The following is a 14538-nucleotide window of genomic DNA, read 5'->3' on the forward strand; positions in this document are numbered from 1 at the left end:
ACTCTTCAAGACGATACTTATTTTATAGCCTCCATGCCGATACGTGAAAACCGCTTAGGTGTCAGTGATGCATGAGCAGGGTCGGTCAAAGCACGATGCAACAGAAAATCCTGACAAAGGGCATGTGAATACCTGAAGGCGGAACGGCGCGCTGGGCTAGAAATGCGCCATTGCGAGGCGTAAAGCTGCATTTGCCGTGGTTTTGGCCCTCTACTGGCACACACCGCAAACTATGCTGGGATAGCTGTAAAAAAAAGTGTTTTGTGTGTCGGGTGCCCCTTGGATCGAGAGACATCTGCCGAAACGTCGGTGATGTAATGAGAGCCATGAAGGATATTTCCTTTCTGGTTGCTGGAGTGTTCCAGCGCATCGACTCACGACAAAGGACAGTTCCATGACCGTCTTCCGGCCCAAATACATTACCTTTGACTGCTACGGTACTCTGACGCGTTTTCGCATGTCCGATATGGCACGCGAAATGTTTGCTGACCGTATTCCTGCCGAGCAGATGGACCAGTTCTGCAAAGACTTCAATGGCTATCGTTTCGATGAGGTACTGGGTCCGTGGCAGCCGTACGACCAGGTGTTGAAGTCTGCTCTGGAGCGTACCTGCAAGCGCTGGGGGATTGCCTACAAGGACGAGGAGGGACAGGCCTATTACGATGCTGTGCCCAGCTGGGGACCACATCCAGATGTCACAGCAGGACTGGCCAAGATCGCTGACAAGATTCCGCTGGTGATCTACTCCAACGCGTCTGACAGCCAGATCATGTCCAACGTGGACAAGCTGGGTGTCCCTTTCTACAAGGTCTTTACCGCCGAGCAAGGACAGGCCTACAAGCCGCGTCTGGCCGCTTTCGAATACATGCTGGATAACCTGGGCTGCGGTCCAGAGGACGTTCTGCATGTGTCATCAAGTTTTCGCTATGACCTTATCCCGGCCGACTACATGAACATCAAGAACAAGGTGTTTGTCAATCGCAGCCATGAGCCGAGCACGCCGTACTACACCAACACTGAAATCAAGGATATTGGCGGCTTGGCTGCCGTGGTTGGTCTGTAGTCCAGCAACCCAGGAGGTGTGTATGGCTTCTGAATCCTACTGGCTTGACACCTCCCCGGATTTTACAGGGGCGGCAAAGGGACCCGTGACTGGACGGGCAGACGTTGTGATTGTGGGCGCGGGTTTTACCGGCCTTTCGGCAGCCCTGGCACTGGCCAAACGAGGCGCCCATGTAGTGGTACTTGAGGCCGGTCGGGTTATTGGAGAGGCCTCCGGGCGTAACGGCGGTCACTGTAATACGGGAGTAGCTCAAGACTATGCCACGCTGGTCGAGCGGGTAGGTCGTGAGCAGGCCCGTGGCTTCTATATGGCATACGCTCAGGCCGTACGAACGGTTGAAAGAGTCATACAGGAAGAGGCTCTGGCGTGTGACTTTCTCAAGACCGGCAAACTCAAGCTGGCAGCCAAACCGCATCATTACGAGGCATTGGCCCGGACGGGGGAGCTCATCTTTCAGGATGTCGATCCTGAAGTCGAGCTCGTAGCCCCTGCGCAGATTCGCGATGAAATAGGATCGGACCGCTTCTATGGAGGCCTTATCCAGCGCAATGGTGGTCAGATGCACATGGGCCGCTTTGGTGTAGGGCTGGCTGAAGCAGCAGTACGGCGAGGGGCTCAGGTGTATGAGCAGGCTCCTGTAACGGACCTGCAGAAGCTTCCCAGCGGACGCTTCCGCATACGGTCTGACCGTGGGGAGCTGGAGGCTGGCCAGGTACTACTGGCTACCGGCAATAGTCAGTTTGGCCCGTTCAGCTGGATACGTCGACGAATCACGTCGGTAGGCAGCTTTATTGTGGCGACCGAGCCACTGTCATCACGCCTTATAGATGACTTGTTTCCTAAGCGGCGGACCTATGTCACCAGCCGCATTATTGGTAATTACTTCCGGACAACCGCCGATAATCGCCTGATTTTTGGGGGGCGGGCGCGATTTGCCCTATCCAACCCCCGGTCGGATGCCAAAAGTGGTGAGATCCTTCACGCCGGCTTGCAGGCGCTTTTTCCCGCGATGCGGGATACCCGCATTGAGTACTGCTGGGGAGGACTAGTCGACATGACGGCCGACCGTCTGCCCCGCGCCGGGGAGCGTGATGGCGTTTTTTATGCGATGGGCTACAGCGGCCATGGTGTGCAGATGTCGGTACACATGGGCCAGGTCATGGCCGATGTGCTTGAGGGTCGTATCCAGGAGAACCCCTGGCGTGCTCTGGACTGGCCAGCCATCCCAGGCCACTTCGGAAAGCCCTGGTTTCTTCCTCTAGTAGGTGCTTATTACCAGTTGCAGGACCGCCTGCATTGAGCAAAGGAGCAGATATAAGCGCAGAGCGGTGAACACCGGTAGCACAGGTGATTTTCAATCATTCCTTAGTGAGTAGCTGATATGACCGACAACAAGATAGGAAGCGGTTTGATCAGACCCGGCGACAGCGTACGGGCCTTTGAAGCACTGCACCGGGGTCTCTCTCGCCGGGATGCGATGCGTCTCTTAGGCGCGGCCGGCCTGATGGCTGCAGGAGCAGGTGCCCTGTTTTGCGGGAGCGGAGCCGCCGTTGCAGCTGAAAGTTCTTCCTCACAGGAGCCCAGACAGGGCGGCAAGATTCGGGTGGCGGGGATCTCGATTTCGACAGCCGACACGCTCGACCCAGCCAAGGGGGCTTTTTCCACGGATTACGCTCGCCACAACATGTTTTATAACGGCTTGACTGTCTTTGACGACAAGCTGATTCCGCAGATGGCCCTGGCAACGTCCATGGACAGTCCGGATGGACTGGTGTGGACCGCTCAGCTGCGCAAGGATATCACCTTCCACAACGGGAAGCCCTTCACCTCCGCCGATGTGGTCTATAGCCTGATGCGGCACAAGGAGCCGCTTACGGGATCGAAGGTCAAACCACTGGCCGATCAGATCGCTGAGGTCAAAGCGACCGGCCCGCACGAGGTGCAAATTCATCTGGTCTCGCCTAACACCGAGTTTCCTGCAGTACTAGCAATTTCCCACTTCTTGATTATTGCCGAGGGGACCAAAGAGTTTGCTACCGCCAATGGTACAGGGCCTTTCAAATGCCAGGAATTCAAGCCAGGGGTACGTACGGTTGCGGTGCGTAATGAAAATTATTGGAAACCAGGCAAGCCCTATCTTAACGAAATCGAACTGATCGGGATCGGTGATGAGCCGTCACGCATCAATGCTTTACTGTCCGGCGATGTCCACCTGACAGTAGGAGTCAACCCGCGCTCAGCCAAGCGCATTGAAGCAAGCTCTCAGGCGGTGGTACAGGCCACGACAACAGGCACTTATACCAATATGATCATGCGCCTGCCGCAGCGGCCATTCAACGATCCCAATGTGGTGGAAGGGATGAAGCTGCTGTTTGACCGTGAGCAGATCCTCAAGACTGTATTCCTGGGCTATGGAATGCTGGGCAACGACCAGCCCATCATGCCGGGAACGCCCTACCACCTGGCGGATCTCCCTGCACGTCCCTATGACCCTGACAAAGCCAAATTCTTGTTCCAAAAAGCCGGAATTGCGGGTGCGCGATTGCCATTAGTGACCTCGTCTGCTCCTGACGGAGCCAATGAAATGGCCGTGGTCTACCAGCAGGCGGCCAAGCAGGCTGGGCTCAACATTATGGTCAACCGCGTCTCGGCGGATGGTTACTGGGATGCTCACTGGATGAAGGACCCCTTAGGGTTTGGCAGCGTCAATGCCCGTCCTACTGCCAACATCCTCTTGTCACAATTCTTCAAGTCGGACGCCGCCTGGAATGAGTCTGGATGGAAAAATGAACAGTTTGACCAGCTACTGGTGACCTCGCGGGCAGAACCTGATTTCAACAAGCGCAAACAGATGTATGCCGACATGCAGACCCTGATTTCACAGCACAGCGGCATCGGCCTCCCCATGTTTATGAGCACCATTGATGCCCATTCGAAAAAGTTGAAGGGCTATACGCCTATCCCTATCGGCGGCTTCATGGGGTACATGTTTGCTGAGCATGTCTGGCTCGAGGCCTGATTTATTCATTGAAGGGGAGGCGGCCATGAGCTATTGCAGCTATTCACTCATAGGCAGGCGGGTCCTGGGTTCGCTGGTCACCTTGCTGATCGTATCCTTGTTGGTTTTTTTTGTAACAGCCCTGCTGCCTGGCGATGCCGCGCAGCAGGCGCTTGGCCAGTTCGCAACACCCGAGCAGGTAGCCGCGCTGCGTGAGCAGATGGGGCTCAACCAACCCGCCTTGGTAAGGTATCTGGGCTGGCTGGGCGGACTTCTTCAGGGTGAGCTGGGCATTTCGCTGTCCAATCAAATGCCTATCACTACACTGATTGGTGACCGTCTACACAGCTCATTGATGTTGGCCGGTGTAACTGCGCTGGTTTCCGTGCCATTGGCGCTTGGGCTGGGCATCGCCTCGGCGATGTACCGAGGCGGGCGCCTGGACCGTACGTTAAGTGTCATGACTCTCTCTATTGTGGCGGTTCCCGAATTTCTGGTAGCGACCCTTGCAGTCCTGGTCTTTGCCGTCCAGCTGCAATGGCTGTCGGCCCTTACCTTTGCTCATGACATACACACGCCCTTGGAATTTTTGCGCGCCTATGCATTACCGGTAGGAACCCTGTGCTGCGTCATTGTCGCGCAGATGGCACGAATGACTCGCGCAGCGCTGATCGACCAGATGGACAGTGCCTATATTGAAATGGCCCGATTAAAAGGGGTAAGCACCATACGGGCGGTTCTGCTTCATGCACTACCCAATGCGGTTGGCCCGATTGCCAATGCCGTGGCGCTAAGTCTGTCTTATCTGCTGGGCGGCGTCGTCATTGTCGAGACGATTTTCAACTACCCCGGTATCGCTCAGCTTATGGTTGATGGCGTTGCCAGCCGGGACATGCCCCTTATCCAGGCCTGCGCGATGCTGTTTTGTTGCGCCTACCTGGTGCTTATCACCCTGGCAGATCTCTGCGCCATCCTGTCCAATCCGAGGCTGAGAACCCGATGACTACACGCGTAACTCCTTTGCGTCGCGTCGACGCCCAAACGGTTCCTGGCAGCCAGACGCTGGAAGACGCGGCTATTACGGCCACTGCGCGAAAATACCGCCGATTGCCGCTGATGGGCATTATTGGCGGTGCACTGGTACTGTTCTGGCTGTTTATCGCTATTTTGGGTGCCTGGCTGGCACCCTATGACCCCAGCGCGCTTACCGACTCCGAGGTTTTTGCCAGCTACAGCGCGCAACACTGGCTGGGGAATGATTTTCTCGGTCGTGACATGCTTAGCCGGGTGCTGGACAGTGCGCGCTTTACTATTGGTCTGGCATTGGCTGCGGCGCTGTTGGCCAGCCTGATCGGCACTGGGCTGGGACTGTGGTCAGCGTTATCCTCGCGCTGGGTGGATGAACCGGTTAGTCGGCTGGTGGATGCACTGATCTCGTTACCCAGCAAAATGCTGGCGCTGGTCATGGTGTCAGCATTTGGCTCCTCGGTACCGCTGCTCATCGTCATGGCCGTGCTGGGGTACTTCCCCGGTTGCTATCGCATCGCCCGAAGCTTGGCCATGAACCTCAGTGAGCTTGAGTACATCCAGGTTGCCCGCACTCGTGGGGAAGGACGCTGGTACATCGCCAGGGTCGAAATGCTGCCAAACATGTTGACGCCAATCCTGACCGATCTAGGCCTGCGGTTCGTTTATATCGTGCTGCTACTGAGCGGCATGAGCTTTCTGGGGCTGGGTATCCAACCCCCGGAAGCTGACCTGGGGTCATTGGTTCGAGAAAATATCTCTGGACTGAGCCAGGGCGCACCCGCCGTACTCGTTCCCGCCCTGGCAATCGGGACGCTGACCATTGGCGTGAACCTGTTGATTGATAGTTTTAATTCACGTCGACGGGGAGGGCTTTAAGGATGACGTTACTTGTCGAGGTGAAAAACCTGCGTGTCAGCGCAACACAAGAAACCGGTGAGTCGGTAGAAATTGTTAAAGGCGTTGATTTTGCGCTCGCACAAGGCGAAGTTTTGGCGCTGATTGGGGAGTCTGGTTCAGGCAAGACAACAATCGCTCTTTCACTTTTGGGGTATGCCCGACGGGGTTGTCGTATCACGGAAGGAACTATACGCGTTGGCGAAACCCAGGTACTCGCGCTTGACTCAAAGGAATTGCACCGTTTTCGCGGTTGCACCGTGGCCTATATTGCACAGAGCGCTGCCGCGGCGTTCAACCCCTCCAAGCGCTTGATGGATCAGGTCATTGAGGGGGCCCTGATTCATGGTGTGTTGTCGCGAAGCCAGGCCAGGGAGCGTGCCATAGAGCTTTTTAAAGCCCTGGCGCTTCCCAACCCGGAAGCTATTGGTGACCGTTACCCACATCAGGTGTCTGGAGGCCAGCTGCAACGAGTGATGGCAGCCATGGCGCTGATTACAGATCCTGAATTGGTCATTCTGGATGAGCCAACCACTGCTCTGGACGTCACGACCCAGATCGATGTGTTGCGTGCATTCAAGCAGGTCGTCCAAGAGCGCAACATCACCGCCGTGTATGTCTCCCATGACCTGGCGGTCGTAGCCCAGATGGCTGACCGAATCCTGGTTCTTAATGGGGGTGAGGTTCGTGAATCCGCCCCGACCGGGCGACTGCTCACCCGGCCTCAGGATGCCTATACCCGAAGCCTGCTCAGGGCGGCGCGGCCCAGGCTTCAGTTGACTCCGCCTGCCCGTCCGGAGCCTTCCGCTCCTTTGCTTGAAATCCGCCAGCTGGTCGCCGGTTATGGGCCTGTCAGCCATCACAGGCTTCCGCAGTTTCGCGTGCTGGACGGTATCAATCTGCGCCTGGAGCGTGGTCAGGCATTAGGCATCATTGGTGAGTCCGGTTCAGGCAAGTCGACCCTTGCACGGGTTATCGCCGGACTATTGCCGCCTGCGCAGGGCAGCATCCTGTTCGAGGGTGAACCTTTGCCCGCGGGTCTCAATGGGCGGACAGCCGAGCAGTTTCGTCGCATTCAGCTGGTCTACCAAAATGCCGATACAGCGCTTAATCCAGCGCATAGTATTGAGCGCATCCTGAGTCGGCCGCTCGCCATCTATCACCATATGGACGCCCGTCAGCGACAGCGGCGTGTAGCTGAGCTTCTGGATCAAGTCAGGCTCCCGTCCACGATTGTCCACCGCCGCCCAGGAGAGCTATCGGGAGGACAGAAACAGCGGGTTAACCTTGCCCGGGCATTGGCAGCAGAGCCGGCAGTGCTCTTGTGCGATGAAGTAACTTCGGCGTTGGATACTGTTGTAGGGGCAGCCATTCTTGAATTGCTAGGTGAGCTGCGTCGTGACCTGGGGCTTTCCTACCTCTTTATCAGTCATGACATTTCTACCGTGAGTGCTCTATGTGATGACGTCCTGGTACTTTATGCCGGGCGACAGGTGGAGATCACTACTCCGCGTGCCTTGACTATGGCCCCCGTGCATCCCTATACCGAGCTGCTCACGGCCTCTGTTCCTGAGCTACGCCAGGGATGGCTGGAGGAACAGCCAGTGCATTTACGACAACCCGCCCCCTTACATGCCCCGAGCATCCCACAGGCGGCGTTGTGCACTTTTCTAGACCGGTGTCCTGTGCGCCTGGACGGAATCTGTACCCATACCGCGCCGACGCCCAGGCGACTGGTTACAGGCAATACCATTCTCTGTCACCACACAGGTGATGAGCTGGCTCGTTTGCAGCATCGCGAGGCACCTGTGCTTCAAGGAGTTTCTTCATGACGGCGCGCTTCAAGCGACTGGGTGAAGCCGATCGGACCCATGTGACGATCCGGATCGATGGTCAAGCCGTTCAGGCACTGGAAGGTGACACCCTGATGGTTGCTGTACTAACGGCGAGAAACGCCTTGAGGCGTTCCGAATTTGGTGATGGACGCCGCGCAGGTTTTTGTCTGATGGGGGCCTGCCAGGATTGCTGGATCTGGACGGAGTCTGGCGAACGTCTACGAGCCTGCGGTACGCCTGTCAGAGAAGGATTAGCTGTATTGACTGAGCAACCGGAGGTCACATGGAACCGCGTGTAGTGATCGTTGGTGCAGGACCTGCCGGTACGCGATGTGCCGAAACGCTGCTGGCTGGCGGAATTTGCCCCATACTTATCGATGAGAATCGCCGTGATGGCGGTCAGATCTATCGCCGCCAGCCTGAAGGTTTTCGTCGGGACTACCATGAGCTGTATGGCTCCGAGGCAGACAAGGCAGCGGCTATACATCAGACTTTTGATGCTTTACGCGCCCGTATCGACTATCGGCCTGAGACTCTCGCCTGGAATGTATACGACAAGACGCTTCATACCGTCCATGAGAGTCGCCAACGTGATATTCCCTTCGATGCCTTGATCTTATGTACGGGTGCCAGTGATCGCCTGATGCCAGTCAAGGGCTGGAATCTTGCGGGTACCTTCAGTCTGGGAGGCGCCCAGGTTGCACTCAAGAGCCAAGCCGTATCGATCGGGCATAAGGTAGTCTTTATGGGCAGTGGGCCGCTGCTGTATCTGGTAGCGGTCCAGTATCTAAAGGCAGGTGCTGACGTAGCCGCTGTGCTGGATACCTCACCGATGCCTCTACGTCTTATCGCTATGCCCAAGCTGATGGCACGTCCTGGTGTCTTGTTCAATGGCTTAAAGTTGATAGCAGCTCTGCGTCGCCAGAAGGTGCCTTTGTATTTCGGCATTACCCCAATGGAGGTGCTTGGTCGTAAAGAGGAGGGCGTGCAGGGCGTAGTCTTTTCTGATGCCAAGGGGGAGCAGCACCATATCAGCTGTGATGCCGTGGCTCTGGGCTACCATCTCAGGCCAGAAACACAACTGGCTGACCTGGCTAAATGTGCATTCGAGTTCGATGCGCTGACCCGTCAGTGGATCTTGCAATTAGATGAAGACGGGCGAACGTCGACCCCGGGCATTTATGCCGCTGGAGATGGCGCACGTGTGCGGGGCGCCGACGCCGCCGAGTCCGCAGGAAGGCTCGTGGCGCTGGCCGTACTCAAGGATCTGGGAAGGTCCGCCGATGCGGCCACCCGGGTTAAGGAGCGGGAAAGACTAGTCATTCATGAGCGATTCAGGCAGGGTCTTATGCAGGCATTTCCCTGGCCTTCTGGACTGGCCGTATCGCTACCAGATGAGGCTATTGTCTGCCGGTGCGAGGCGATTACCGCAGGCGAGTTGCGCGCGGTGGTGAATGAAAAGGGCGCCCGCGAAGCTAATCGGGCCAAGGCTTTTAGCCGGGTAGGAATGGGTCGCTGTCAGGGACGGTACTGCGCTCATGCCGGGGCTGAAGTAATCGCTCAGGAAGCCGGAGTTCCGATTGAAAGCGTAGGTCGTTTGAGGGGACAGGCTCCAGTACGACCGGTCACATTCGCCCTTGAAGAGGACATTGCTCAGGAGACCCCGTCATGAATTCGCAGGCAGATATTATTATTGTCGGAGGCGGCATAATGGGCTGCTCGTCAGCCTTCTTCCTACGTAGACGCGGGCATTCTGTAGTGTTGCTTGAACGTGGAATCGTTGGGCAACACGCAAGCGGTACCAATTTTGGTAACGTCAGGCGCCAGGGACGCTTTCTTCCACAACTGGCATTAGCCACCCGGTCAAGAATGATCTGGGAACGCTTGCCTGAGCTGATCCATGATGACCTGGAGTTTATTCCCAGCGGCCATATCCGAGTGTGTTATCACAAGGAGGAAATTGCCGCCCTGGAAGCCTATGCTCATGCGCCAGAATCGGTGGAGCTGGGGTTGAAGGTTTATCAGGGCGCGGCCATGCGAGAGCGGTTTCCTTACCTGGGTCCCGACGTTCTCGCGGCTTCCCATGCACCCTATGACGGCCATGCCAATCCTCGCCTGGCCGCACCGGCCTTTGCTCGAGCAGCCGTAAAGGAGGGGGTGGATCTGCAAGAGCACACCGAGATTCAGAGGGTTGAAAAGCTCGGCGACAGGTTTACTGTCACGTCTACCGATGGTCGACGCTTTCAGGCCCCGCGCCTTTTGATCACAGCCGGGGCCTGGGGCGGCCGGTTATCGACCCAATTTGGTGAGGCAGTACCTATCGAGACGCATGGCCCCCAAATGGCTGTCACCGAACCGGTGCCTTATGTGTTCAAGGAGGTCGTTGGCGTCTATACCAAAGAACCAGGTGGAACGGTTTATTTTCGTCAGATTCCTCGTGGCAATATCATTATTGGTGGTGGCTGGCGCAGTCGCCCCAACCTGGATACGCTGCGATCACCTGCCGAGCCGCAGAGCCTGATCAATCAGCTTAGGCATTTAAGACGGTTGGCACCTGCACTGGCTCGGGTAAATATCATTCGGACCTGGAGCGGGATTGAGGGGTATGTTGCCGATGACATTCCTATAATGGGTCCTAGTAGCCGGGTCGAGGGCCTGTACTACGCCTTTGGCTTTTGCGGACACGGTTTCCAACTGGGGCCTGGGGTAGGCGATGTGATGGCAGAGCTCATTGACACTGGATCAACCAGTACTCCAATCCAGCCCTTTTATATTCATCGATTCACGTCCAGCCAAACCCAGGACGCCCGCAGGAGTCTTGCCGGTTGAATACGCGAAGTATTACGATCCTCAAGCGCTTGATAGGCTTTGAAACGGTCTCGGTCGATTCAAACCTGCCCTTGATTGGCTATGTCCGCGATTTACTGGAGGCTCGGGGCATTGCATGTCAGCTAATACACGATGCGACAGGCAAGAAAGCCAACCTGTTTGCCAGTGTTGGGCCAGCGGACGTACCAGGTGTAGTCTTGTCCGGTCATACCGACGTAGTGCCTGTGGCAGGGCAGGCCTGGACGCTGCCGCCGTTCACCGCCACGGTGCTCGATGGAAGAGTCTATGGTCGCGGCAGTTGCGACATGAAAGGGTTCGTTGCCTGTGCTATCAATGCCCTGCTGGAGGCTGCTCAGCAACCACTAAGGCGCCCCCTGCAGCTGGCGCTGTCCTATGACGAAGAGATTGGCTGCGTCGGGGTACGTCGCCTGCTAGAGGTGTTGGCGCTGTTACCGGTCCGCCCCTTTTTATGCCTGATTGGGGAGCCGACATCCATGCAGCTGGCAGTAGGACACAAAGGCAAGGGCGTCTGGCGCGTGCACTGTCGCGGATTGGAAGGCCACTCGTCGCTGGCTCCACGGGGCGTGAATGCGATTTACCTGGCTACTGATTTCATCCAGCAGCTGCGTACGCTCCAGACGCGCCTGGAGACGGCTGGTGCCTCTGATGATGCCTATGATGTGCCTTACACGACAGTGCACACCGGCCTGATTCAAGGAGGCAAGGCGATCAACATCGTTCCCAGTTTGTGTACACTGGACTTTGAAATTCGCCATCTGCCAGCTGATGATCCCAATCTACTAATCGACGACTTGCGTGGGCAGGCCGAACGACTCATTCATGGCGTACGTGATCGTGCACCCAACGCTGCGATAGAAATCGAGAAGTTGAACTCCTATCCCGGACTGAACACGCATCCCACCGTTGACGCCGTTAAGTTTGTGGAATCCTTTACCCAGCCGGGTACGCAAAAGTTGAAGGTAGCCTTTGGCACTGAAGGAGGACTGTTTGCCGACCGGTTGGATGTACCGGTGGTGGTGTGCGGTCCTGGCTCTATCGAGCAGGCCCATAAGCCCGATGAGTATGTAGCGCTGGAGCAGTTGGCGGCATGTGATGCCTTGCTGGGCAGACTGGTCAATGCGCTGTGTTAACCGCTGCTTGGCAGGAACAAGCCTTTGATGAGCTGTACGACAGCGCCAGCCTCGATATGAGGCTGACGTGGTGCTTGGGCTCGATGTGTTGTTTAGCGCGGGGTGTGTTAATCAGCGATGGCGCTGTAGCTGCTCGAAAGGATAAGCATCTACACCTAATATCCGGTGCTGCGATCCACTACACCCTGCATAGGCTCATTGGCTTCAAAACGTCGAATATTGGCAAGTAGTGCCTCGAAACCGCCCAGTGCAGAAGTCATGGCTGCGATATGGGGCGTTAGCGTAATGCCTGGATGGTGCCAGAAGGGATGCTCTGCGCTAGCAGGCTCGTCCTCCAGCACATCAATAAAGGCCGCCTCAAGGTGGTTACTGTCCAGCGCTTGAAGCAGATCATCTTCGATCAGGTGTTTGCCTCGGCCAATATTGATCAGGCTCGCGCCACTAGGTAGTGCTGCAAATGTTTCCCGACAGAGGATACCCTGGGTTTGCTCGGTGAGCGGTAGCAGGCAGATCAGGATATCGCTTTGTCCAAGAAACGCCTGTAGCTCGTCCTGACCGGCATAGCAGGTAACTCCAGGGACTTGATGAGCCGAGCGTGACCAGCCTGAGAGAAGAAAGCCGTACTGCTGGAGATGGCCCAGTACGGCTTGTCCTAACTGGCCCAGGCCCATGACCCCGACCCGCCTCTGGCAGGCTGGAATCAGCCGGTGCGCTTTCCAACACTGGCGTTGTTGCTGCTGCTGGTAACGCGGCAGGTGTCTGTGCAGGCTAAGTACGGCCATGGTGGCATATTCCACGATGCCTCGGGTGATTTCTGGATCAAGCATCCGTACCAGCGGCAATGTTTCAGGAATTGCGGCAAGATCAAACTGATCAACTCCTGCCGAGGTTGCAAACAGCACTTCAAGATTAGGGAAATACGTCATCAGATTCTCTGGCGGCTGCCAGGCTGCAAGATAGCGAATCTCGGCGGGATCACCCAAGTCTGGCCAGATCCTTACATCAATGTCGGGCGCATGCTGCGCAAAAAGCTGCGTCCATTCTCGGCTTCGTACGTCATCAAACTTGCATAGCAGTGCCATGGCCAGCTACTCCTCAAAAGAAATGGCCATGGTGCTGTATCCATACGAAAGAATCGTCTGAATGCGGTCCTCCAAAAGGTACCGCCTAGAGGTATCAGCTGCTTGAACAGCAGATTTCACCGAAGGAATGACAGCGCTTCATATCGAGGGTTCGCCAATGGCAGCGGAGCAACAGCGGAATATGCCGTCGTGGTGTAGCAAAACAGTCAATCTGTATGTTCAGGGCTGACACTTCAGCGTTAGCGTCGCTTGGTGAGGCTTAAGCTGCTCTGGTCGCTAATGCCTATGAGTTTCATGAGGAACACAAGATGAATGCAGCTGCCCTTCCAAGTCAGTCTCTGCTTGCTCTGCGTGAGCAAAACGTGCCGCGCGGTATTATCACCGCCCATCCAGTCGTTGCTGCCCGTGCCTTGGGGGCAGAACTCTGGGATGTCGACGGCAAGCGCTACCTGGACTTTGTAGGCGGGATCGGCGTTCTCAACACAGGACACAATCATCCGCGTGTCGTCGAGGCCGTGCGGCAACAGGTCGGTGCACTCTCACATGCCAGTTTTCAGGTGATGGCGTACGAGCCCTATCTGAAAGTAGCTGCACGGCTCAATCGGCTAGTGGGTGGGGGGAATCCCTATAAGACCGTGCTTCTGACATCCGGGGCCGAAGCGGTTGAAAATGCTATTAAGATTGCGAGAAGTTATACCAATCGCTCTGCAGTCATTGCCTTTAGAGGCGGATTTCACGGGCGTACCTTGCTTGGTGTGACGCTCACCGGCTTTAGCCAACCGTACAAGCAGAACTTTGGACCTTTCCCGGGCGAGATCTTCCATGCGCCATATCCCGATCGTTTCCGTCACATTACCTCTGCCCAGGCGCTGGCAGAACTGGAACAGCTCTTTCATACCGAGATCGCCCCAGATCGGGTGGCGGCTATTCTTGTCGAGCCGGTCCAAGGGGACGGAGGATTTCTGCCCGCGCCTCCGGAGTTTTTGCAAGCCCTGCGTGAGCTTGCCACACGCCACGGGATCGTGCTGATTCTTGATGAAATTCAAACAGGCTTTGGCCGGACCGGCAAGATGTTTGCCTTTGAGCATGCCGGTATCCAGCCGGATGTGGTGACCGTGGCCAAGAGCCTGGCGGGGGGAATGCCGCTTTCCGGCGTGGTTGGACGCGCCGAAATCATGGACGCTCCGCTACCGGGCGGGCTAGGAGGGACCTATGGCGGTAACGCCGTAGCCTGCGCTGCTGCCCTTGCAGTGCTTGATCTCTTCGAAGAGGAAGGCCTCCTGGAAAAAGGGGAGCGTCTTGCTAGACAACTAGGCGAGGGGCTATCTGCACTGCAGTTGCGCTACAACGCAATTGGTGAAGCCCGTGGATTAGGATTTATGCAAGCGATTGAAATGGTTATGGACGATGGGGTGACCCCCGACGCGTTGTTAGCTCAGCGCGTCATCGACGAGGCTCGCCTGGCGGGTCTGTTGGTTATCAAGTGCGGTGTACACCGTAACGTTATTCGCTTCCTGGCACCGTTGGTAACAACCGAAGCGCAATTGGCCGAGGCTTTGCACATGCTCGACAAGGCGTTAACCAAGGTATGTGCATAAGGTTACGTTTTTCTTGCATCATATTTACAGCCGTTTGCTCGCAGGCCTATATCCGCGAG

At 56.5% G+C, this 14538-nt stretch carries 12 protein-coding genes; 11 read left to right on the forward strand and 1 reads right to left on the reverse strand.

What is annotated here, in order from left to right; genetic code table 11:
* Positions 1 to 394 precede the first annotated feature (394 nt).
* The 10 genes from EAW52_RS24000 (at position 395) to argE (ending at position 11799) form a co-directional block, all read left to right on the forward strand.
* Positions 395 to 1063 carry a haloacid dehalogenase type II gene (locus EAW52_RS24000; protein ID WP_122044364.1) on the forward strand — a complete coding sequence of 223 codons (669 nt, stop codon included), beginning with the start codon at positions 395 to 397 and terminating at the stop codon, positions 1061 to 1063.
* A gap of 22 nt (positions 1064 to 1085) precedes the next feature.
* A complete protein-coding gene (locus tag EAW52_RS24005; protein WP_122044365.1) occupies positions 1086 to 2363 on the forward strand; it encodes an FAD-binding oxidoreductase in 1278 nt (425 codons plus the stop codon).
* Positions 2364 to 2444: 81 nt separating this feature from the next.
* Complete coding sequence (locus tag EAW52_RS24010; RefSeq protein ID WP_122044366.1) at positions 2445 to 4082, forward strand: ABC transporter substrate-binding protein; 1638 nt, start codon at positions 2445 to 2447, stop codon at positions 4080 to 4082.
* 25 nt (positions 4083 to 4107) lie between these two features.
* Positions 4108 to 5064, forward strand: coding sequence for an ABC transporter permease (locus EAW52_RS24015; RefSeq protein ID WP_122044367.1), 957 nt, complete (start codon positions 4108 to 4110; stop codon positions 5062 to 5064).
* Complete coding sequence (locus tag EAW52_RS24020) at positions 5061 to 5966, forward strand: ABC transporter permease (protein WP_122044368.1); 906 nt, start codon at positions 5061 to 5063, stop codon at positions 5964 to 5966. Before EAW52_RS24015 ends, EAW52_RS24020 begins: the two co-directional genes overlap by 4 nt.
* Before the next feature lie 2 nt (positions 5967 to 5968).
* On the forward strand, positions 5969 to 7816 hold the full coding sequence (locus EAW52_RS24025) for an ABC transporter ATP-binding protein (protein ID WP_122044369.1): 1848 nt from the start codon (positions 5969 to 5971) through the stop codon (positions 7814 to 7816).
* A complete protein-coding gene (locus tag EAW52_RS24030; protein WP_122044370.1) occupies positions 7813 to 8118 on the forward strand; it encodes a (2Fe-2S)-binding protein in 306 nt (101 codons plus the stop codon). The genes EAW52_RS24025 and EAW52_RS24030 overlap by 4 nt, the downstream gene beginning before the upstream one ends.
* Complete coding sequence (locus EAW52_RS24035) at positions 8103 to 9491, forward strand: NAD(P)/FAD-dependent oxidoreductase (RefSeq protein WP_122044371.1); 1389 nt, start codon at positions 8103 to 8105, stop codon at positions 9489 to 9491. Before EAW52_RS24030 ends, EAW52_RS24035 begins: the two co-directional genes overlap by 16 nt.
* Entirely contained in the window at positions 9488 to 10648 is a 1161-nt protein-coding gene (locus EAW52_RS24040) for an FAD-binding oxidoreductase (RefSeq protein ID WP_122044372.1), read from the forward strand. Before EAW52_RS24035 ends, EAW52_RS24040 begins: the two co-directional genes overlap by 4 nt.
* The gene (argE, locus tag EAW52_RS24045; RefSeq protein WP_122044373.1) at positions 10645 to 11799 is read left to right on the forward strand and encodes an acetylornithine deacetylase; all 1155 of its coding nucleotides are present in this window, start codon (positions 10645 to 10647) and stop codon (positions 11797 to 11799) included. The genes EAW52_RS24040 and argE overlap by 4 nt, the downstream gene beginning before the upstream one ends.
* 155 nt (positions 11800 to 11954) lie before the next feature.
* Here argE and EAW52_RS24050 read toward each other — a convergent pair whose 3' ends face one another.
* Positions 11955 to 12881 (reverse strand): glyoxylate/hydroxypyruvate reductase A, encoded by a 927-nt coding sequence (locus tag EAW52_RS24050; protein WP_122044374.1) that lies wholly within the window; start codon positions 12879 to 12881, stop codon positions 11955 to 11957.
* Positions 12882 to 13189: 308 nt separating this feature from the next.
* Here EAW52_RS24050 and gabT point away from each other — a divergent pair, with 308 nt between their 5' ends.
* Positions 13190 to 14479: a 4-aminobutyrate--2-oxoglutarate transaminase gene (gene gabT / locus EAW52_RS24055; protein ID WP_122044375.1), complete on the forward strand. Its 1290-nt coding sequence runs from the start codon at positions 13190 to 13192 to the stop codon at positions 14477 to 14479.
* The last annotated feature ends 59 nt before the right edge of the window (positions 14480 to 14538 follow it).

The sequence above is a fragment of the Pseudomonas sp. LTJR-52 genome, from assembly GCF_003691465.1.
Lineage (GTDB): Bacteria > Pseudomonadota > Gammaproteobacteria > Pseudomonadales > Pseudomonadaceae > Chryseomonas > Chryseomonas luteola.

Excerpts from the sequence above, each read along its gene's own strand:
- EAW52_RS24030 (WP_122044370.1), top strand. The coding sequence starts at position 7,813 with ATGACGGCGCGCTTCAAGCGACTGGGTGAAGCCGATCGGACCCATGTG.
- EAW52_RS24010 (WP_122044366.1), top strand. The coding sequence starts at position 2,445 with ATGACCGACAACAAGATAGGAAGCGGTTTGATCAGACCCGGCGACAGC.
- EAW52_RS24040 (WP_122044372.1), top strand. The coding sequence starts at position 9,488 with ATGAATTCGCAGGCAGATATTATTATTGTCGGAGGCGGCATAATGGGC.
- EAW52_RS24025 (WP_122044369.1), top strand. The coding sequence starts at position 5,969 with ATGACGTTACTTGTCGAGGTGAAAAACCTGCGTGTCAGCGCAACACAA.
- gabT (WP_122044375.1), top strand. The coding sequence starts at position 13,190 with ATGAATGCAGCTGCCCTTCCAAGTCAGTCTCTGCTTGCTCTGCGTGAG.
- EAW52_RS24015 (WP_122044367.1), top strand. The coding sequence starts at position 4,108 with ATGAGCTATTGCAGCTATTCACTCATAGGCAGGCGGGTCCTGGGTTCG.
- EAW52_RS24035 (WP_122044371.1), top strand. The coding sequence starts at position 8,103 with ATGGAACCGCGTGTAGTGATCGTTGGTGCAGGACCTGCCGGTACGCGA.
- EAW52_RS24020 (WP_122044368.1), top strand. The coding sequence starts at position 5,061 with ATGACTACACGCGTAACTCCTTTGCGTCGCGTCGACGCCCAAACGGTT.
- EAW52_RS24050 (WP_122044374.1), bottom strand. The coding sequence starts at position 12,881 with ATGGCACTGCTATGCAAGTTTGATGACGTACGAAGCCGAGAATGGACG.
- EAW52_RS24005 (WP_122044365.1), top strand. The coding sequence starts at position 1,086 with ATGGCTTCTGAATCCTACTGGCTTGACACCTCCCCGGATTTTACAGGG.
- EAW52_RS24000 (WP_122044364.1), top strand. The coding sequence starts at position 395 with ATGACCGTCTTCCGGCCCAAATACATTACCTTTGACTGCTACGGTACT.